The organism is Brevundimonas sp., assembly GCF_035935935.1.
Classification (GTDB): Bacteria; Pseudomonadota; Alphaproteobacteria; order Caulobacterales; family Caulobacteraceae; genus Brevundimonas.
The window spans coordinates 42,360-61,878 of the sequence record NZ_DASYWO010000008.1; the positions used below are offsets into that span (position 1 = coordinate 42,360).

Below are 19,519 nucleotides of genomic sequence, written 5' to 3' on the forward strand. Positions count from 1 at the left end.
GCGGTCCGAAGGCGACCCCCGTCGCGCACGACGATAGCGCGACGAACCGTCCGCGCAATGCCGAGGCTGTCGGGAAGATGAACGGCGCGCTCGGCTCCGGTTCGGCGCGGACGACGTATCCCGGCCTCATGACCCAGTTCCCCGTCGCCCGTTTTCGACTCGGCCAGACCGTCCGCCATCGCGACCACGCCTTCGCGGGCGTGGTGGTGGACGTGGATGCGGCCTACGCCGGCATGCCCGCCGACGTGGGCGAGATCGACGCGGCCCAGCCTTATTATCGGGTCCTCGCCGTCGGCGACGAGGGCGGCTTCGTGGCCTATGCGGCCGAGGACGTGCTGACCCCGGCGGGCGCGGAGGCGATCGACCTGCCCGCGGGCTGGCTGCGCAAGGACGTTTCGGGCCGGATGACGCCGGCCGCGCACAGACTTCAGTGACGCTGGCGCCGACGCGCGTCGACGCCTAGGTTTGCCGCCAGCGCGCCGCAGAGCGCGGAACGGCAGGAAAGAGCGTCCCATGTCCGACTTCGAACACGTCTTCGACAAGCCGCCGGAAGGCGCGGCCGAGGACTGGACGATCCCCCAGAACTGGGGCGCCTATACCCCGGTCGAGCACGAGACGTGGAACACGCTTTACGCGCGGCAGATGAAGATCCTGCCCGGTCGCGCCGCCGACGTCTTCCTGAAAGGACTGGACGCGCTGGACCTGAACACCGGCGGCATCCCGGACTTTGAGGTGATGAACCCCAAGCTTCGGGCCCTGACCGGCTGGACCGTCGTCTGCGTGCCGGGCCTAGTCCCGGACGAGGTCTTCTTCGACCATCTGGCCAACCGGCGTTTCCCCTCGGGCCAGTTCATCCGCAAGCCCGACCAGCTGGACTACCTGCAGGAGCCGGACATCTTCCACGACGTGTTCGGTCACGTGCCGATGCTGACGGACCCCGACTTCGCCGACTACATGGAGGCCTACGGCAAGGGCGGGCAGCGCGCCGCCGGACTGGGCATGCTGCCGAACCTCGCGCGCCTGTACTGGTACACGGTCGAGTTCGGCCTGATGCAGGATCCGGGCGGCCTCCGGATTTACGGGGCCGGCATCGTCTCGTCGGCCACCGAGAGCGTCTTCGCCGTCGAGGACCCGTCGCCGAACCGGATCGGCTTCGATCTGGAGCGGGTGATGCGCACCCTCTACCGCATCGACGACTTCCAGCAGGTTTACTTCGTCATCGATTCGATCGAACGCCTGAAGCGCGAGACGCTGCAGGACTTCGGCCCGATCTACGCCCGGCTCAGGGACGCCGAGACCATCCCGATCGACGCCGTGCTGGACCACGACGAGGTCTTCACCCACGGTACCCAGGCCTATGCGGCCAAGGGCGGACGCTTCGCGGCCTAGGGGCGCTGGAAGGGGTAGAAGGCCCCGCCCAGATCCAGGATGCCCGTCAGCTCGTCCAGCGCGCCCCGGCTCTCCACAAGCAGTTTCGGATCCGCAAGGTCGGCGGTGCGCAGCTCGTCGCGATAATGCCGCCCGGCCCAGTCGATCAGCCGCCCGTGCAACGCCGGCGTCAACCGCATCGACGGATTGGTCGCCGCCAGCTCGGCGTCGGTCAGCACGACGCGCAGGCGCAGACAGGCGGGGCCGCCGCCGTTGCGCATTGACTGGCGCACGTCGACGAAGCGAACCTCGCCGATCGGACCGTTGGAGGCGACCAGCCGCTCCGTGACCGCGCGGCTGCGCGCATTCTCCTGCGTCTCCGTCGGGCAGATCAGCGTCAGCCGGTCCTGCCCGGGAATCTGGATCAGCATGGAGTTGAACAGATAGCTGGAGATGGCGTCGCCCAGCGGCAGGTCGGCGTCGGCCACCTCGACGAAAACCGGCTCGAACCGGCCGTCGGCGGCGCGGCGGATGGCCTCGTGCGTCGCGGCCGTGTCCTCGAAGGCCAGCTCATGGTGGAACAGCACGTTCAGCGCGCCGACGCAGACCACGTCGTTGTGGAAGGTCCCTCCGGCGATGGCGTCGCGCGATTGCCGCGCCAGCACCGCGCCGCTCGCGCCGTGCCGGCGCATGATCGCGTCCGACGCCTCGCGCGTCTGGCGGACAGGGAAGGGACCGCTCCAGCCCTCCCACGCTTCGCGGCCCCAGACCATCAGGTTGACGCCCGGCGCGCCGTGCTCGGCGCACAGGCGCACGTGGTTGGCCGCGCCCTCGTCGGCCAGATGGGCGACGGGGCGCAGGGCGTCGTGGACGGCGAACCGGTCGGGATCGGGAAACAGGGCGTCCAGGGCCCGCGTCGTCTGCCGGTGCTCCAGCGAGCGGTGCAGGTTGGTCACCAGATTGGCGGGGGTGAAATGCACCCGTCCGTCTGCGCTGTCGGCGCTGGGCGTCACCGTCGCGGCGTTGGCGGCCCACATGGCCGAGGCGGAGCAGGCGGCGGCGGCGAACGCGGGGGCGTCGCGCCACGCCTCCTCCAGCACCCGCGCGTCCGACCCGACGAAGCCCAGCGAGCGCAAGAAACCGATGTCCGGCCGCTCCTGCGGCGGCAGCACGAACTGCGGCAGGCCCAGATCGGCCAGCAGCCGCATCTTCTCCAGCCCCTGCAGCACCGCCGCCTTCGGATTCGAAGCCAGACCCCGGTTCCGGTCCGACGCCAGATTCCCCGGCGACAGTCCCGCATAGGAATGCGTCGGCCCGATCAGCCCATCGGCGTTGGCTTCCACGGCGCGGGTGATCACGCCCGCAGCCCCTTCATCTCGCCCTCGATGTTGCGGACCTCGCCGGCCTCGAAGCTGGCGACCGGATAGGCGCAGTAGTCGGCGGCGTAATAGGCGCTGGGCCGGTGGTTGCCGCTTGAGCCCAGGCCGCCGAACGGCATGTCGCCCGCCGCGCCGGTGGTCGGACGGTTGAAGTTCACCACGCCGGCGCGGATGCGGGTGACGAACCGGTCCCACTTCGCCGGGTCATCGCTGATCAGACCGGCGGACAGGCCGTATTTGGTCCGGTTCGCCGCTTCGATCGCCTCGTCGAAGATCGGCACGCGCTGGACAGACAGGAAGGGGGCGAAGATCTCCTCGTCCGGGACGCTAACGTCGGTGACGTCGATCAGGGCCGGCTTCACAAAGGCGTCCGACAGCCCGTCGACCGGGCCCGTGTCGCGGATCACGCGCGCGCCCCTGTCGATCCGCGCCTGCAGCGCCTCGCGCGCCTGCGACGCCGCTCGGGCCGAGATCAGGGGCCCGCCGAACGGCTCGGGAGTCGCGTTCCAAGGCGCATAGATCAGCCGGTCCATGATCGCCGCAACGGCCTCGATCACAGCGTCGCCCCTGGGTCCCACCTCGACGATCAGGCGGCGCGCGCAGGAGCACCGTTGGCCGGTGGTGACGAAGGCGCTCATGGCGACGATGCCGGCGACGGCCTCGGCGTCCTTCGCGTCCCAGACCACCAGCGGATTGTTGCCGCCCAGCTCCAGCGCCAGGATGACGTGCGGGTTCTCGGCGAACTGGCGCTTGAAGTGCGCCCCCGCCGCTCCCGAGCCGGTGAACATCAGGGCGTCGATGTCCTGGCTCAGCAGGGCCTGCCCCACCTCGCGTCCGCCCTGCACGACGTTGACCACGCCCTCGGGCAGGTCGGCCTCGCGCAGGCACTCCATCATCAGCTGCCCGGTCAGGGGCGCTTCCTCGGAAGGCTTGAACACCACCGTGTCCCCCGCGAGCAGGGCCGGCACGATGTGGCCGTTGGGCAGATGGCCGGGGAAGTTGAACGGCCCCAGCACCGCCGCCACGCCGTGTGGCCGGTGGCGCAGCACGGCGCGGCCGAAGCCGGTCGTCGTCTCGCGTTCTCCCGTCCGCTCGTCATAGGCGCGGATGGAGATGTCCACCTTGCCCTGCATGGCCGCCAGCTCGGCGGTGGTCTCCCACAGGGCCTTGCCGGTCTCGCGACTGATGGCCTCGGCGATCTCCGGCGCCCGGGCCTTCAGCGCCGCCTGATACCGCTTCAGCGCCTCGATCCGGAACTGCCGCGGCCGGGCGGCCCAGTCGGGAAAGGCGCGCCGGGCCGCGGCCGCAGCCCGCTCGACGTCGGCCGCCGACGCCGCCTCGCCTTCCCAGACGGTCTCACCGGTCGCGGGGTCGGTGGAAATCAGTCGGGTCATGTCGTCAGCTCTTCACGCGGATCAGGTCGCCGTCGCGGATCTTGAGAGCCGCGGCGGTTTCGGCGTCGATATGGGCATGGTCGCCGCTGACCGCCGCCTTCTGCCGAACGGCACGAAAGGCGGCGACCCCGGCCGTCGAGATCAGCGCGGGCAGCTCCGCCTCCGGCGCGTCGACGATCCGCGCCTTCAGGGGCCGGGCGTCGCGCACCGTGCGGATGTCGTCCCGGCGACAGGTGACCGTCGGTCCCGCGTCGAAGATGTCCACCAGCCCGTTGGGTCGGAACCCCTCCGATTCCAGCAAGGCCATGGCCGGCACGCCCTGCGGATGAACCTTGCCGATCACCGCCCGCGCCGGCTCGGGCAGCAGCTCGACGTAGATCGGCTCGCGCGGCGCCAGATCCAGGATGAACTGCTTGTCGGTGGACCCGGTCATGCGGTCCGCTTCGTCGAAGTCCATCGGGAAGAACTTGTGCGCCACGTGATCCCAGAAGGGGCAGGCGCCGTCGGGCGTGAAGACGCCGCGCAGCTCGGCCAGCACGTTTTCGGCGAACAGATCCGGCTGGGCCCCGATCAGCATGTAGCGCGACTGGCTGAGCAGGCGCCCGGCGCCGCCCTTGCGCCGGTCGGCCTTCAGGAACAGCGAGCCCACCTCGGTCCAGCCGGTGCACTCGTTGACGATCTTCAGGGTCTGATGATCCAGCCGCACGCCCAGGCTGGGCGAGGACTGCACATGGTTCTGCAGGCGGAAGCTGAAGAAGGGGCGCTTCAGGCCGACCGTGGCCTTGACCGACCCCACCCCGTCGACGTCGCCGGTGTCGGTCTCCTCGAGCATCAGAGTGTACCAGGCCTGCTCCTTCGGCACGGCGGCCGCGAAGCTGTCGCGGCTCAGATCCAGACGCTCGCTGAGCTGATCCGGGTCCTCCGGCAGGCTGGTGAAGCCGGGTCCCGAAAGGATGGCCAGTTCCAGCAGGTAGTCCAGGTCGGCGGGGCCGGCGGGGCGAACGACGAGCATGCGGGTTACGCGGTCTCCAGACGAAGGCGTTTCAGGCGCGCCGCGTCGATCTCTCCGGACGCGACCCTGCACAGGATCAGGGCGCTGAGGCGGGCGCGGTCCGCGAAGCTGTCCGGCCAGGCGAATTCCTGATCCGAATGGATGTCTCCGCCGACGACGCCCAGGGTGTCGACGTTGGGCAGGCCCGCGGCATGCAGGTTGTTTCCCTCGCACACGCCGCCCGACGGCTTCCACGCGATCGTCTGCCCCAGCAGGGCGCCGGCTTGGCGTACGGCTTCGAACAGCTCGGTCTGGGCCGCGTCCATGGGCTTGGGCGCCCGCGTCATGCCGCCGTGCAGATGCAGCGAAAGCCCGGGCAGGGGAGGGGCGGCGGCGATCTCGCCGATCGCGTCGGTGACCCATGCGGCGGACTGACTGTCCGGGACCCGGACGTTGAAGCGCACCACCGCACGGTCGGCCACGACGTTCAGGGCGCCGCCGCCCGAAATCTTCGCCACATTGACCGTCACGCGCTCGCGTCGGCCGTTCAGCTCATGCAGCCGCGTCGCCACCACCGCCGCGCCGGCGACGGCGTTGGCGCCCTCGTGAAAGGCGCGCCCCGCGTGCGCCGCCTTGCCGTGCACCACCAGATGGAAATTGCCGCTGCCCTTGCGCGCGCCCGCCAGCGTCCCGTCCGGCAGCGACGGCTCGTACGTCAGGCCCAGATGGCCCCGCGCGCCCAGCTCGGCCAGCAGGGGCGCCGAGCCCGGCGATCCGATCTCCTCGTCCGGCGACAACAGCACCGTCCATCCCACGCGCTCGCGGGCGGGATGCGTCTCGAACGCCTCCAGCGCGCCCAGCATCACCGAGATGCCGCCCTTCATGTCGGCCATGCCCGGCCCGTTCAGGGCGCCGTCGGCGCGGGTCACGACCGTCTGGAACGGCGATTCGACGGGGAAGACGGTGTCGTAATGTCCCGTCAGAACCACCTGAAGCGGCGCCTCGGGCCGGCAGGTCAGCCGCAGGGCGGGAGCATGTGCCCGGGCGGTCACCTCGCCCTGTTCGCCGACGGTGATCGAATCGGCCGTGGCGACGCGCTCGACCGCGCAGGGCAGGCGGCTCGCCTCCGTCTCCAGCAGGTCCAGCATCCGCGCCAACCCGGCCGCGTTGCCGCTGCCGGAGTTCACGCCCGCCCATGCCACCGCCCGATCGACCAGACGTGGAGCTTCGGCCGCGACGCGATCCAGCACGGCCTTTTCGGGGGGCGGCAACGACATGCGTCCGGCTTAGCCGTCCCCGCCCGAAAGGTGAAGGCGACCGCGATTTCGTTCACGGCCGGACCGGGGATAGCATTCGCAGGGAATCGCAGGGGAGACGGTGCCGATGTCGCGATGGACCTATCTGATCAACCCCCTCGCGCCCTTGCGCGGGGAGGGCGAGGCCCGGGCTGCCGCGGGCGCGTCGAGCGTGGCCTTGGTGATCTCCGGGGCCATGTCGGCCGTCGGGGCCGTGCTGATGAGCCAGCACGTCGACGCCATGCGGATGGCGGCGTCAGAGGAAGCGCGGCGCTTCGCGGAGCAGTCGCCCCAGACCTCAGCCATCCTCCAGGGCATGGTCGAGAACGGCATGGTCGAGATGGGCGTCGTCATCGTGGCCGCCTGGGCGGTTCTACAGGTGCTCGCCGCCGCCCTGCACTGGCGCCGGCCGGGCAGCTTCATCCCGATCGTCTTCCTCGTGTTGCTGGTCTACCGCCTCGGCGACCGCCTGCTGGAGCTTGTGCTCAAACCTGCCGAGGCGAGCGCTTGGACGCTGATCGGCGTGCCGCTGCTGGCGCTGTGCATCCTGCTGCACGCCGTGGCGCTTCGGGGCGTATCGCGGATGGCCCAGTTGCGGCGCGAAGCCTGACCTAGTCGGCGTCGCGCTCCCGGTTGGGACGCCGGTCGCGCCGGCCGTCGGTGCGGCCGCTTTCGCGTCGCCAGCGGATGGACAGGCTGGCCTCGCCCTGACCGCCGAACTTCGACTGGACCGCCAGGTTGCGGCGCGGCTGCCACTCGACGCTCACCGCCGCCCCGCCTTCGCCGCCGCCGATGATCTCCAGATAGACGTCATCCGAGATGTAGCGCCCGCCGGCGATGGTCAGGCCGGACGCCTCGGCCCCGAACGACAGCCGATCCAGCCCGGCAAGTTCGCGCAGACTGCCGAACACGTCGAACCCGCCGCCGCCCGCCAGCGAGGCCACGCCCGACGCCAGCTGCGCCGCCTCGACCGCCGAGAGCTGCGAGGCCGATCGGCCGAACAGCACCTGCGACAGGATTTCGTCCTGAGGCAGGGCGGGCGTCGAGGTCAGGGCGATGACGGGCTTCGCCGCCGTCCCCGTGACCCGGATTGTGGCTGTCAGGGCCGGGTCGTCGCGCGTCGCCTCCAGGTTCAGGCGGATCTGGGACGGATCGGTCGACAGCACGATGCGGCCGTCCTCGTCGAAGACGAACCGCTTGCCGGCGAACTCGTAATCTCCCCGCACCACGCGGGCGACGCCCGTAAGGATCGGCCGGCTGACCGTGCCGCGCACCTCGGCATTGACGTTCAGCTCGACGTTCAGGCCGCGGCCCACGACGCGCACGTCGCCCCCGGGCGACCGGATCTGGATGGCCAGCCCGATCTGCGGCCCGGCGGGCGCGGCTTCGTCAGCTTCGTCGTCGGGCGCGCCGCCGGGGCGATTCACCTCGACGACGTCCATCGCGACGATGCCCCGTGACCCGGGCAGGTTCGGTTCGATGCGCGCTTCGTCCACGTCCAGGCGCCCGGCCAGAGTGATGTTGCCGTCCGTTCGCCGCTCCACCGTCAGCGGGCCGGAGGCGCGCGCGTTGGCCAGATCGTTGTCGATGACGCGGAAATTCGCCAGCTGCAGGCGGAAGCTGGAGGCGCTGCCCTGACGCAGACCCAAGCGGCCGTCTCCGGACACGGTTCCGCCGTCGCCGTCGGAAGCCGAGAAGGTCTCGATCAGCGCGGTTTCGTCGTCGAATCTGACCGCCAGACCGAGGTCCTCCAGCCGCAGACCGGACGAACCATCGCGGAACGCGCCGTTCGTCAGATCCATGCGACCGGTCAGGCGCAGCTCGTTCAGGCTTCCGCCCAGCTGGGCGCGTGCCTGGACCTGGCCCGACAGCGACCGCTCGCCGCCCAGGAACAGGTCCCAGATCGGCCGGATCTCGCCCTGCGCGAAGACTTCGCCCGACAGGGGCCGCGTCCGGTCGATCGCCAGACGCAGCGGGGCGGCCGACGCCACGACCGGCAGGGTGACGTCGGCCGACGCCTCGACCGCTCCCTCGTCGCGCGCCTGAGCGACCAGCCTGAGGCGGTCGTCGATCAGCGTGGCGTTCAGAACGCCGTCCACCGACACGTCGCGCGGGGCGTCCACGCTCCGCACGCCTTCGAGATTCAGCTGCGCCGAGCCGTTCAGTTCCGACCCGGTTCCCCGCAGGGACACGGTGCCCGTCGCGCGACCTCGCAGGTCGGAGAGAAGAGATCCCAGCTCGACGCTGGTCAGATCCGCCTGGATGAACGTGGCCCGCGCGTCGGACCGGTATTCGCCGATCAGCACGCCGCCACCGACCGCGACGTCGGCCCGCACGACGCGGCCGTCTTCCGCCATGGCGAACACCAGCGGCCTGCGCGTGGCGAAGGCGATTTCGCGCACGCGTCCGTCGCCGTTCAGCGTGACGGTCTGTGCGCCGCCCGTGCGCGCATAGACGCCATCGCCCTGGAACTGGATCGGCGTGCCGCCGCCGACGTCCACCGAGGCGGTGAAGGGCAGGTTGGCCAGCGAGCCGGCGCCCTGCAGCTCCAGCGTGCGGATCGACAGGTTCGAGCCGGCGAAGGTCACGTTGCGCCCGCTCACGTCAAGCACGGCGCTTTCCGTGGCTGCGCCGTCGGTCAGGCGCACGCGCCCGTCCAGCGTGCCGGAGCGCAGGAACGCCCCCGGGCGCGCCGCGAACGTCAGGTCCGCGCTGGACGGGAAACCGCGCGACAGCGTGACGTCGCCCTGGGCCGTCACGCCGCCGGCGTTGAGGTCCAGACCCGTCAGCCGCGTCCGGTTCTGCGCCAGCGAGAACGCCGCCACCGCGCGCGCCGGACCGTACGGCGATCCCGCCGTGACCGCGATGCGGCCGTCCGTTTCGTTCGGGCCTTTGGCGAAGGTCAGGGTCATCCTCGCCTCGGTCAGGGCCAGCGCCCCGATCTCAACCCGGTCGAATGCCGCGCGCAGGTCGGCGCGGGGCTGGGCGAAGGTGCCCGTCAGCCCCCCGTCGCCGCGCATGCCCCCTGCGATCTCCACCGGCCCGACGCCGAACGGGCCTTCCGCCTGCCACGCCAGCGCCAGGCGCATGGACCCGTCGAAGCCGACGATCCCCTTGGTGGTGGCGGAGCCCTCGGCGCCTGTCAGCGCGGCCGTGTCGATCAGGACGCGCGTCCCGTCGATCGTGCCCGCGGCCTGCAGACGCGGCTGCGGCCCCAGCAGCCGGTCCACTTCCCCGACGCCGGTGGCCAGTCGGCGACCGCGGCCGTCGAAGGCGATGCGCCACTGCCCGCCTGCGGCCGGCGCCGTCGCCGTGATCGGCCCGCCGAAGGCTCCCGAGCCCCCGGGCCGGATGCGGCCGACGTCGGTGATCTCCGCGCGACCGCGGAAGGCCAGCGCGCCGGTCAGGCCGCGCGAGCCCTGACCTTCGATCTTCACGCCCTGACCCGTCAGGTCGATTCGGCGCAGCAGCACCGCGCCGGCGGGTTCGCGGGTCGCCGCCAGTTCCATGTAGGCGGACCGCCCCAGAAGGCCGCCCACCAGGCCGGCGCTGGATCCGCCCGTGGCGTTCAGACGGCCCTCCAGATCCATGCGGCCTCCGGCCACCTTCAGCTCGACGGGGCCGGCCACGCGCGCCGCGCGCCAGCTGGCGACGTCGGCGTTCAGCACGCTGACCTGGCCGTCGAAGCTCCAGTCGTCCGGCTCACCGGAATAGCGTCCGAGGATGGCGGCGCCGCCGCCCATCGACGTGCCGGTCAGCCGTGCCAGGTTGGGCGTGACCACGCGCAGGTCCAGTCCGTCGGGCACGGCCTGGTCCTTCAGGCGCAGATAGCCGCGCGCCTGGGTCTGGATGTTCTCCGCGCGCAGGTCCCACGCCACGCCATGCACGCCGTCCCGATCCCGATCGGGAACGCTCGCCACGCCGAACCGCGCGGTCCGTCCCAACCTCTCGGCGAACGGCGCCAGCAGGTCCGACCCGCCGAAGTCGACGTAGCCGGACAGCTTGGAGCCTTCGAGCCCAAAGTTGCCGACGACGCGCAGCGGCACGAAGGTCCCGCTGACCACCCGTGCGTTGACCACCGAGTCCGTCACGACCGCCACGGCGCTGAACGGCCGGTCCGGCGAATATCCCATGGCGCCGGCCAGCGGGCCGCCCTGCGCCTCCTGCGCGCGCAGGTTCAGACGCAGATCGGCCAGCCTGTCGCCCAGGGTGAAGCGGGCGTTCAGATAGTCTCCGGGCCGCGACAGGCTGGTCGCGGCCAGCGTCCCTTCCTTCGGGCCCACCCGCGGCACGGCGGCGTCGCCCGACAGGCGCCAGCGGCCGTACTCCTTGCTGAAGCCCTCCAGCAGCTCGACCTCGGCGCGGAAGGCGTCGACGTTTACGTCGAGCGGCATGGGGCGGGGCGGATCGGTGGACGGCTCCACTTCGGGCCGGCGCAGCAGGCGGATCCGCCGCGCACTGATCTCGTCGGCGTGGAACCGCCGCATGATCAGCGGCAGATAGCTCCAGTCGACGCGGACCTCGGTGGCCTCCAGCCAGACGCCCTGACGGTCGGTGACCGTCACCCGACCGATGGTGAAGTCGTCGAACAGGTCGCCGCGCACGTCGTACACGTTGATGCGGCCGTACCGTCCGATTTTCTTGCCCGCCACGAAGCTTGTCACAAGCTCGCGCCCGGGGCCCGACAGCAGGTAAAGCCGCCCGCCGACGAGGGCGACGATCAGCAGCGCCAGAAGGGCGGCCAGACCCATGCCGCCGAAGAAGGCGATCGCCTGCAACCGCGTGCGCTTCTTCTTCTCCTCGACCACCGCGGGCGGGTCTTCCGTCTCCGGAGCTTGCGGTGTGTCGACCATCAGAAGGCCTGGCCGATGCTGACGTAGATCTGGAAGTCGGCGTCGCCGTCGCGCTTGTCCAGCGGAAAGGCGATGTCCGCCCGGATGGGGCCGAACGGCAGGTCGTAGCGCACGCCGACGCCCGCGCCGAAGCGCAGGTCTCCGAAGTCCGGGTACTCCTCGAAGCCGACCGCGCCGGCATCGACGAAGACGGCCGCGCCCAGCGCGCCGCGAAGCTTGTGGCGCGCCTCGATGGACGTCTCGAACAGGGAGATGCCGCCGCGCGGCGTGTTGTCGGGCAGCCTCGGACCCACCCCCTGATAGCTGTAGCCCCGCACCGATCCCCCGCCGCCGGAGTAGAACAGGCGATCGGACGGCACGGTCAGTTCGTCGCCGCCCAGGATGGAGCCGAGGCGCACGCGGCCGGCCAGCACCGTCCGCGCGTCGTCCTGGATCGGCAGATAGGCGCTCACCTGCGCTTCGGCGCGCACGAACAGCACCGTGTCTTCGCCGGCCACGGCCGTCGGCTGCGCCGACACGAACAGCCGCCAGCCCCGGGTCGGGTCCAGCGGATCGTTCGACGCGTCCGTGTAGGCGCTGCCGCGGGCGGTCAGGATCACCAGATCCCGGTCGAAGCTGACCGGCAGCTGCGTCAGAGGATCGAACCGGTTCTCTTGATACTGACCCGCGTCCAGCCCGACGCCGTAAGTGAAATAGGAGGTCCGGCCGATGCGCTGGCGCAGGTCCGCGGAGGCCGTCAGCGCAGTGCGGACATAGGCGTCGGTGTCCTCGTTCACCACGGCCCCGGAAAGCGTCAGGGTCCGTCCCGGGCGCCGCCAGTGCGGCAGGCTCAGGTCCGCCCCGATGCGGCTGTCGATGTTCGCGATCCGCGCCTGATATCGCAGCGTGTCGGCGCGACCGAACCGGTTGTGGTGCGTCCAGATGGCGTCGATGCCGGCGCCCTCGCCGGTCGAGATGGTGGCGCCCACCTCAAGAATCCGGCGGGGTCGGTCGGTCAGGGTGACGATCACGGGACGATGGCCGTTGGCCGTCACCTGCTCCGCCGGCGCCAGCGCCACGCCGACGCCGTCATAGACGCCCGTCTCCAGCAGCCGGCGCTCAAGCTCCGCGACTTGCTCGGCGTCATAGACGTCGCCTTCTTCCCATGGACGCAGATAATCGACCCAGTCGGGATTGGTGCGGCCACGGGTTTCCAGCCGCACGCCGTTCAGCCGCACCAGCGGTCCGGCGTCGATGCGATACTCCGGTTCCACAGTCTGGGTGGCATGATCGACCACCACCCTGCGCGGCGTAGCGCGGGCGTCGGCGTGGCCGCGGCGGCTCAGGGCCGCGACCAGTCGGCCTTCGGCGCCGATGACGTCGATCGCCCGACCCGGTTCGCCCGCCGTCAGGTCCAGCTCGCCGCGCGCCGCCTGATCGATCTCCGGAGAGGGCACCTCGTCGGTCCAGGTCACGGTGGGGGTGGCCAGCAGGAAGCGCGGCCCCAGCACCACGACGACGACGGCTACCGGCGTCTCCTCGCCTTCGACGTCGTCCTGAACCGTGGCCTGATAGTACCCCTCCGAACGCAGCAGGGCGGTCGCGTTCTCGGCGGCCGACCGGGCGCGCCGCCGCGCCTCGAACCGGTTCGAGGGCGGGCCTTCGGACTCGCCGACGGCGCGCACCAGTTGTGCGCGCAGTTCGTCCGGCATCTCGCCGCGGATGTCGGCCGTGGGGTCGGCCCAAGCCACGGCGGCGCCGGCGGCCCAGGCCGCCAGACCCAGGCCGAGTCTCTGCAAAAGGGATGTCAAACGCGCGCCTGTTCCAGCGGGGCGCCTGAGCGCCGCGGGGTCGTCAGTAGAAGAGGGTTTCGCTTTCCGGCTGCACCGTCTCTTCGGACGTGCGCTTGTCGTCGGGCAGGGCGGTGGTGTCTGTCGGCGGCGTCGGTGTCGGCGCGGTCTCGGCGGGCGGCGGCGTCTCGGCCGGGGGCGGCGCGACCTCGATCGGAGGGCTGGGCTCCAGACCTTCGTCGGTCGGCTCCGGACGGTCGCAGGCGGCGACGGCCAGCGCGGCGCCCATGGCCGCAAGGGTCAGAATTCGTTTCATGGTCGGCTCCCCCAGGCATGGATTCAGACGGGCCAACGCCCGGCAGGCTTGACCGTTCCATAGCGAGGTTCCCCGGACGCGTCACGCCGTCTCCGGGCAACCCTTCCTTTGCACTTTCCGAGCGAAAGTTGACGCTGAGGGAGGGCGTGCATGTCCGGTTCTGGTTTCGCCTTCGTGGCCCGCGTCCGGCGCCGGGAGCTGCCGACGCGCATTGCCCTGGCGGCCTTCATCGGCGGCACGGCATGGGCCATCGAGCAGTCGACGTGGCCGCTTTGGTGGTTCGGCGCCGTGGCCCTGACCCAGGCGATCGACTGGGCCGTGTTCCGTCCGCTGGCGCGCGAGGGGGCGGCGGAACCGGAGGGCGCGCACAAGGCGGCCTGTCTGGCGTCCGCCGCGCTGACCACCACGGTGTACTCGGCGATCGCGGCCTATCTCTGGTTCGAGGGCGGGACGCTGGGCCAGCAGTTCGCCATGGTCCAGATCGCCGGCGCCCTGCTGCACGTCAGCCTGCACATGCACCACAAGAGGTCGCTGCTGATCGCCGCGGTCGTGCCGCACGGCCTGTATTTCCTCGGCCTGCCGCTGGTCAGCGCGATCCTTGAGCGCAACTGGACGGTGCTTCTCGTCGGCATCGCCTGCCTGCTCTACGTCGCTCACCTGGTCGCGGCGGTCCGCCAGACCTCGGCCACGACGCGCTCACTGCGGGAAGCGAACGCCGTCGCCCAGGCGGAACGCGGCCGGGCCCAGGTGGCCAGCGCCGCCAAGTCGGACTTTCTGGCCACCATCAGCCACGAGATCCGCACGCCCATGAATGCCGTCCTTTCCGCGGCGACGCTGCTGCGGCGCACGCGACTGGACGCGCGCCAGCGCGAACACGTCGACATGCTGGCCGACGCCGGCGACGTGCTGATGGGGCTGCTCAACGACGTGCTCGACTTCTCGAAGATCGAGGCCGGCAAGATGGAGCTTGAGGACGCCGAGATGGACGTCCGCGAGCGCATCTCCGCCGTCTCCCGCATCTGGTCGGCCCGGGCGCAGGCGGAGGGCGTCCGTCTGCGCGTCACGGTCGCTGACGACGTGCCGGAATGCGTCCGGACCGATCCGCTTCGCTTCCAGCAGATCCTGTTCAACCTGCTGTCCAACGCCGTGAAGTTCACCCGGGACGGGGAAATCCACGTGCGCGTCGCATGGGCCGGGCCGGCCTCGACGCTCAGCGTGGCGGTCGAGGACACGGGCATCGGCATTCCCAAGGCGAAGCTGGCCGGCGTCTTCAACAGCTTCGAGCAGGTCGAGGCCGGCACCACCCGGCGCTATGGCGGAACCGGGCTGGGCCTCGCCATCTGCCGCCGGCTGGCGGAGTTGATGGGCGGTTTGCTGGAGGTCGACAGCGAGGAGGGCGTGGGCTCGACCTTCACCCTGATCCTCCCGGTGGCTGCGGTCGGCAGGCCCGCCGTGACGCAGGACGCCCGCGTCGACGAGGGACCCGTTCTGAAAGGGCGCGTGATCCTCGCCGCCGACGACCATGAGGTGAACCGGCGCATCCTCGCCCTTCTGCTGGAACCGCACGGCTGCCGGCTTGTCAGCGTCGAGAACGGGGCCGAGGCGGTCGACGCCGCGGCGGTGGAACGCTTCGACGCCATCCTGATGGACATGCAGATGCCGGTGATGGACGGACTGCAGGCGACCCGCGCGATCCGCTTGGGCGGCGCCAATGCGCGCACCCCGGTCATCGCCCTGACCGCCAACGCGCTCGACGTTCACCGCGCCGCCTGGGCCGACGCCGGCGTGGAGCGGTATCTGACCAAGCCGATCGAGCCGGCGCTGCTGATCGCCGCACTGGCCGAGGCCTGTCGCGAAAGCGCGGACGCCCGCGTCGCCGCCTAGCCTCGCCAGGCCGCCGCGGCGTCTTCCAGACTGAGGGTGTCCGCAGGTCGCGGTCCGGCGCGCCGACCGTCGAACACCGGCGCGGGCGCCGGGAACCCGCGGTCGTCGAACGTTTCCCGGGCGACGTTGTGGGGATGGATGCGCGCCTCCGTCGGCGTCAGAACCGGGGTGACGCAGGCCTCCGTCCCGGCGAAGCGCGTCGCCCAGTCGTCCCGGTCTGCGCTGGCGAACACGGCCGCGAACCGGTCGTGGAGTCGGGGCCAGCCGGCGGGATCGTGCTGCGGAGCTTCTTCGGCCGGGATGCCCAGGCCGGCGAGCAGCGCCGCATAGAATCGCGGCTCCAGCGCCCCGACCGCCACAAACCGGCCGTCGCGGCAGGCGTAGCAGCGATAAAACGGCGCGCCTCCGTCCAGCAGATTGGCGCCCCGCGTCTCGCTCCACAGCCCGCGCGCCGTCAGCCCGGCGAACAGCCCCGCCAGCTGCGCGGCCCCGTCCGTCATGGCGGAATCGACGACCCGCCCGACGCCGGTCCTGCGCGCCTCCAGCACGCCCGCCAGCAGACCGATGACCAGTCCCTGCGCCCCGGCGGCATAGTCTCCGATCAGGTTCAGCGGCGGGCGGGGAGGGCGGTCGGGCTCACCCAGCGCATGCAGGACGCCGGACAGCGCAAGATAGTTGATGTCATGGCCGACCTGATCGGCCATCGGGCCCCACTGGCCCCAGCCCGTCACACGCCCATAAACCAGCGCAGGCGCCCTCGCGGCCACCTCGACCGGCCCGAGCCCCAGCCGCTCCATCACGGCCGGGCGGAAGCCTTCGATCAGCGCGTCGGCGCCCGCCAGCAGGTCCAGCACGCGGTCGCGATCATGCGGCGACTTCAGGTCGACGGCCACCGCCGCCCGGCCCCGGTGCAGGACCGCGCCGCCCACCTCCTCGAACACCGCGGCTCCCGCCGTCGCGGCGCGCGTCAGGCGGATCACCTGCGCGCCCATGTCGGCCAGCAGCATGCCGGCGAACGTCACCGGTCCCAGGCCGTCGAATTCGATGATGCGCAGGTCGGAAAGCGGTCCCATGTCCAAGGGGTAGGCGAGGCCGCGTCGGGACGGAAGGCCTCCGTGGACGCCGACCCATCCGGCGTGCCAGCTTCGGATCAGGGCTTCAGGGAACAGGACGCATGCGCAGGATCATCGTCGCGGCCGCCGTCGGCGCCGCTCTCGCCGTTTCGGGCTGCGCCCCGCTCAGGGACGCCCAGACCGAGGCGGCGCTGGAAACGTTGCGCGTCGCGACGGGCGACGACGTCGGCGGGTTGCGCGCGCGTGCCGAGGCCGGCGACGCGCGGGCCCAGCACGCCTGGGCGGTCGTGCTCCAGTACGGGCTTCACGGAGTGGCCGCTGACCCCGCCGGCGCCGACCTGTGGCGCGCGCGGGCCATGGCGCAGCGCGGGACCATGCCGATCAGCCAGTACACGCCGGCGTTCAACGGACAGCCGTCGCGGGTGAACCTGATTTACGTCCCGCGTTACGACATGAACCTGCACGATATCCGCATCGTCTCGGCCTGCGCGGCGGCGCTGGACTCCGGCTCGCCGGGCGCCGCGTGCGGCGACGCGGGGACGGCGGTCGAACTCGCCCTCGCCTGGGCCGCCGCCTCGCAGTGAGCCTCGCCCTTGACCCGGCGCGGCGAATGACTCAAAGAACGCGCCGCACGGCGAACCGGGGCGAACCCCGGCCGTTCGATGCGATGTGCGTGCGTCCTTAGCTCAGTTGGTTAGAGCATCTGACTTTTAATCAGAGGGTCCTCGGTTCGAGCCCGAGAGGACGTACCACTCGCTCCCGCCCGGATCAGCCCGGGCCTCCCGATCCGGTGTTGAAGTCGAACGCGGGCTCCTGACGACGCGGGCCGCCGCCGAAGTTCCACGTCAGACCGACGAAGAAGGCCGGCTCCTGGAAGCGCACGGTCACGCGGTCGCTGAACGCCGGCGTGTCGACGACGATCTTCTGTTCGGCGCTGTCCAGCACGTTCACGCCGGTCAGCGTCAGGCTCAGATCGTCCGTCAACTTGCGGCGATAGCCCAGGTTCAGGATGCCGAACGCCTCGCGATAGCCCTGCGCCTGCAGCTGCTCTCCGTTGTAGAAGCCGTTGACCTGGAAGAAGTCGTCCGGCGTGGGCTGCCAGTTGATCGAGGCGCGCACGCTGGAGCTCGTGCCGCTGCGGTCGGCGCCGGCCACGCCCGGCACGAAGATGTCGTTGCGGAACACCGTGCCCGACACGTTGTAGCTCAGGCCATGGGGCAGCTGGCCGTTGGCGATGAACTCCACGCCCATGCGCTGCGCCTCGCCCAGGTTCTCGCGGGTGGTCAGCACCACCCCGTTGCCGAGATCCTGCACCACGTCGGTCACGCCGCCGGAGCTGTCGCGATAGAAGGCGGTGGCCGAGTAGAAGGTGCGGCCCGCGCGCATCTGCCAGCCCAGCTCGAAGCTGTCGGTGATCTCCGGCTCCAGATCCGGATTGCCGCGACGCAGGTTCTGCGGGTCGATGTAGACCGTGAACGGGTTCAGGTCCTGCGGAGACGGGCGCGCGATCCGGCGGCTGTATCCGCCACGCAGGCGCTGGCTCTCGGTCAGCTGATAGCCGAAGTTCAGGGTCGGATAGGCGCGGAAATAGTCGCGCTCGACCTGCACGTTCTGCGTGACCTGATCCAGTTCGAACTCGACCTGCTCCAGGCGCAGGCCGACCTGCACGTCCCAGTCGCCGAACGGGCGGTCATAGGTGCCGTAAGCGGCGTGAATGGTCTCGTCGTAGCGGAACAGGCTGTTCAGGCCGGCGACCGGCGCCAGGCTGGCGAAGGTCGGGCCGCGGAATCCGAAGTTGTCGAACTCGTTCTCCTCGACGTCCAGCTCATAGCCGACCTTCAGGATGCGGCGTTCGCCCATGGGTCGGGTGTAGTCGACCTTGGCGCCCCACTCGTCCGACGTGGTGCTGCCGCCGATCCTCTCCGCCGAATCCGACCCGCCGCCGGCCGTCACGTCCGTGAAGGCCTCGGTCAGGCGCTCGTTGTCGTTCGAGCCGTACTCGAGATCGACGACCAGCTCGTGCTGCTCACCGTATTTGCGGCGGAACGAGGTGCGGGCGTTCACGCCCTCGTTGCCGAACTCGGCCGTGCCGTCGCGCGAATAGGCGTCCAGCAGCACGCCCGTGCCGGAGCGGCGGGTGAAGGTGTCCACGCCTTCGCCGTTGACGCTGAAGTCGCGCCACCCCAGTTCGCCGCTGACGCGGTCGCGGTCGTTCAGGTCGTAGTCCGCGCTGACGCGGGCGTTCATGGCCTCGAACCGGCCTTCGTTCAGGCCCTCGTTCACCTCCACGCGCTCGTCCGCCGGCGTCGGACCGGGGCGGAAGCGGGTGCGGCTGGATTCCTGCTCGTTCGCCTGAACCCGGTAGCCCACGTCGCCGGCCAGGGTCAGGGCGCCGTCGCGGCGGCTGCCGCTGACCGAGACATTGTAGCGGTCGTCGCCGCCGTAACCGAGGCGCAGGGTCCCGGACTGCGTGGCCTGGGTCGTCTTCTTTGTCACCAGGTTGATGACGCCGCCCGAGCCCTCCGGGCTGAAGGCCGCGGACGGATTGGTGATCACCTCGACGCGTTCCAGCGTGCCGCCCGACATGGCCTGCAGCGCGTCGGCCCGGCTTCCGCCGCTGAACATCGCGGACGGCCGCCCGTCGATCAGGATGGTCACGTTCCCGTCGCCGCGCAGGCTGACGTTGCCTTGCAGATCCACCTCGACGCCCGGCACGTTGCGCAGCACGTCGGCGACGGAGCCCGACTGGGCCTGCAGATCATTTCCGACGTTGTAGCTCATGCGGTCGGCCTGGGTCAGGATGTCGGGCCGCACGCCCTGCACCACGACTTCCTCGACCTCGGTGTCCTGCTCGGCGCGCTCGGCCTCTTCCTCGCTGCGCGGATTCTGCGGGCGGTCCTGCGCGAAAGCGGCGCCCGCGGGCAGGGCGAGCATCAGCACGAGCGCGGTGGACGCCAGAAGCTTGCGGGAAGACATGGGTTCGGCCTTTGAGAGAGACGCGTTCGATGATGATCTTGTCGTGGGCGGACATACGGCGCGCGGGCGCGCTTCGCCGCTTAAATTTCGGCAATCCTCCAACAGCTTGGCCGTATTTCGACCATGATTGGCGACGGCTCGTGCGGACATTGCGATCTCTCCTGCTGACGGAAGGCGGGTCTGCAGGCCCTGGCGAGGAACGCCATGATCAGGAGGTGAGC

14 protein-coding genes and 1 tRNA gene are annotated in these 19,519 nt (G+C 70.8%); 6 read left to right on the forward strand and 9 right to left on the reverse strand.

Going from position 1 to position 19,519, the window contains the following annotated elements; all coding sequences use genetic code 11:
* Positions 1–128: 128 nt before the first annotated feature.
* Positions 129–434: a heat shock protein HspQ gene (gene hspQ / locus VGR32_RS08580; protein ID WP_327449807.1), complete on the forward strand. Its 306-nt coding sequence runs from the start codon at positions 129–131 to the stop codon at positions 432–434.
* 79 nt (positions 435–513) lie between these two features.
* Positions 514–1,389, forward strand: coding sequence for a phenylalanine 4-monooxygenase (gene phhA / locus VGR32_RS08585; RefSeq protein WP_327449808.1), 876 nt, complete (start codon positions 514–516; stop codon positions 1,387–1,389).
* On the opposite strand, the gene astB is transcribed toward phhA, so the two are convergent.
* From astB to VGR32_RS08605, 4 genes are read right to left on the reverse strand one after another with little or no spacing between them, the layout of a single operon-like run.
* Complete coding sequence (astB, locus tag VGR32_RS08590) at positions 1,386–2,723, reverse strand: N-succinylarginine dihydrolase (protein ID WP_327449900.1); 1,338 nt, start codon at positions 2,721–2,723, stop codon at positions 1,386–1,388. The genes phhA and astB overlap by 4 nt on opposite strands.
* Complete coding sequence (gene astD / locus VGR32_RS08595; RefSeq protein WP_327449809.1) at positions 2,723–4,141, reverse strand: succinylglutamate-semialdehyde dehydrogenase; 1,419 nt, start codon at positions 4,139–4,141, stop codon at positions 2,723–2,725. The genes astB and astD overlap by 1 nt, the downstream gene beginning before the upstream one ends.
* 4 nt (positions 4,142–4,145) lie before the next feature.
* Positions 4,146–5,153 carry an arginine N-succinyltransferase gene (locus tag VGR32_RS08600; protein WP_327449810.1) on the reverse strand — a complete coding sequence of 336 codons (1,008 nt, stop codon included), beginning with the start codon at positions 5,151–5,153 and terminating at the stop codon, positions 4,146–4,148.
* A 5-nt stretch (positions 5,154–5,158) separates the two neighbouring features.
* Positions 5,159–6,409 (reverse strand): hydrolase, encoded by a 1,251-nt coding sequence (locus VGR32_RS08605; protein WP_327449811.1) that lies wholly within the window; start codon positions 6,407–6,409, stop codon positions 5,159–5,161.
* Positions 6,410–6,515: 106 nt separating this feature from the next.
* Here VGR32_RS08605 and VGR32_RS08610 point away from each other — a divergent pair, with 106 nt between their 5' ends.
* Positions 6,516–7,037: a hypothetical protein gene (locus VGR32_RS08610; RefSeq protein ID WP_327449812.1), complete on the forward strand. Its 522-nt coding sequence runs from the start codon at positions 6,516–6,518 to the stop codon at positions 7,035–7,037.
* A gap of 1 nt (position 7,038) precedes the next feature.
* On the opposite strand, the gene VGR32_RS08615 is transcribed toward VGR32_RS08610, so the two are convergent.
* Genes VGR32_RS08615 through VGR32_RS08625 form a run of 3 tightly spaced genes read right to left on the reverse strand, consistent with a single transcriptional unit; the run spans position 7,039 to position 13,365 of the window.
* A complete protein-coding gene (locus VGR32_RS08615; RefSeq protein WP_327449813.1) occupies positions 7,039–11,280 on the reverse strand; it encodes a translocation/assembly module TamB domain-containing protein in 4,242 nt (1,413 codons plus the stop codon).
* Positions 11,280–13,058, reverse strand: a complete 1,779-nt coding sequence (locus tag VGR32_RS08620) for an autotransporter assembly complex family protein (RefSeq protein WP_327449814.1) — start codon at positions 13,056–13,058, stop codon at positions 11,280–11,282. Before VGR32_RS08620 ends, VGR32_RS08615 begins: the two co-directional genes overlap by 1 nt.
* Before the next feature lie 55 nt (positions 13,059–13,113).
* Positions 13,114–13,365 carry a hypothetical protein gene (locus VGR32_RS08625; RefSeq protein WP_327449815.1) on the reverse strand — a complete coding sequence of 84 codons (252 nt, stop codon included), beginning with the start codon at positions 13,363–13,365 and terminating at the stop codon, positions 13,114–13,116.
* 150 nt (positions 13,366–13,515) lie between these two features.
* On the opposite strand from VGR32_RS08625, the gene VGR32_RS08630 reads away from it, so the two are divergent.
* A complete protein-coding gene (locus tag VGR32_RS08630) occupies positions 13,516–15,249 on the forward strand; it encodes an ATP-binding protein (protein WP_327449816.1) in 1,734 nt (577 codons plus the stop codon).
* Here VGR32_RS08630 and VGR32_RS08635 read toward each other — a convergent pair.
* Entirely contained in the window at positions 15,246–16,322 is a 1,077-nt protein-coding gene (locus VGR32_RS08635; protein WP_327449817.1) for a CaiB/BaiF CoA-transferase family protein, read from the reverse strand. The two genes, VGR32_RS08630 and VGR32_RS08635, sit on opposite strands and share 4 nt — an antisense overlap.
* Positions 16,323–16,423: 101 nt before the next feature.
* Here VGR32_RS08635 and VGR32_RS08640 point away from each other — a divergent pair, with 101 nt between their 5' ends.
* Together VGR32_RS08640 and VGR32_RS08645 are read left to right on the forward strand one after the other, a co-directional pair.
* Positions 16,424–16,906 carry a hypothetical protein gene (locus tag VGR32_RS08640; protein ID WP_327449818.1) on the forward strand — a complete coding sequence of 161 codons (483 nt, stop codon included), beginning with the start codon at positions 16,424–16,426 and terminating at the stop codon, positions 16,904–16,906.
* Positions 16,907–16,997: 91 nt separating this feature from the next.
* Positions 16,998–17,074: transfer RNA gene (locus tag VGR32_RS08645), tRNA-Lys, on the forward strand.
* Positions 17,075–17,090: 16 nt separating this feature from the next.
* On the opposite strand, the gene VGR32_RS08650 is transcribed toward VGR32_RS08645, so the two are convergent.
* Positions 17,091–19,298: a TonB-dependent receptor domain-containing protein gene (locus VGR32_RS08650; protein ID WP_327449819.1), complete on the reverse strand. Its 2,208-nt coding sequence runs from the start codon at positions 19,296–19,298 to the stop codon at positions 17,091–17,093.
* Positions 19,299–19,519 lie beyond the last annotated feature (221 nt).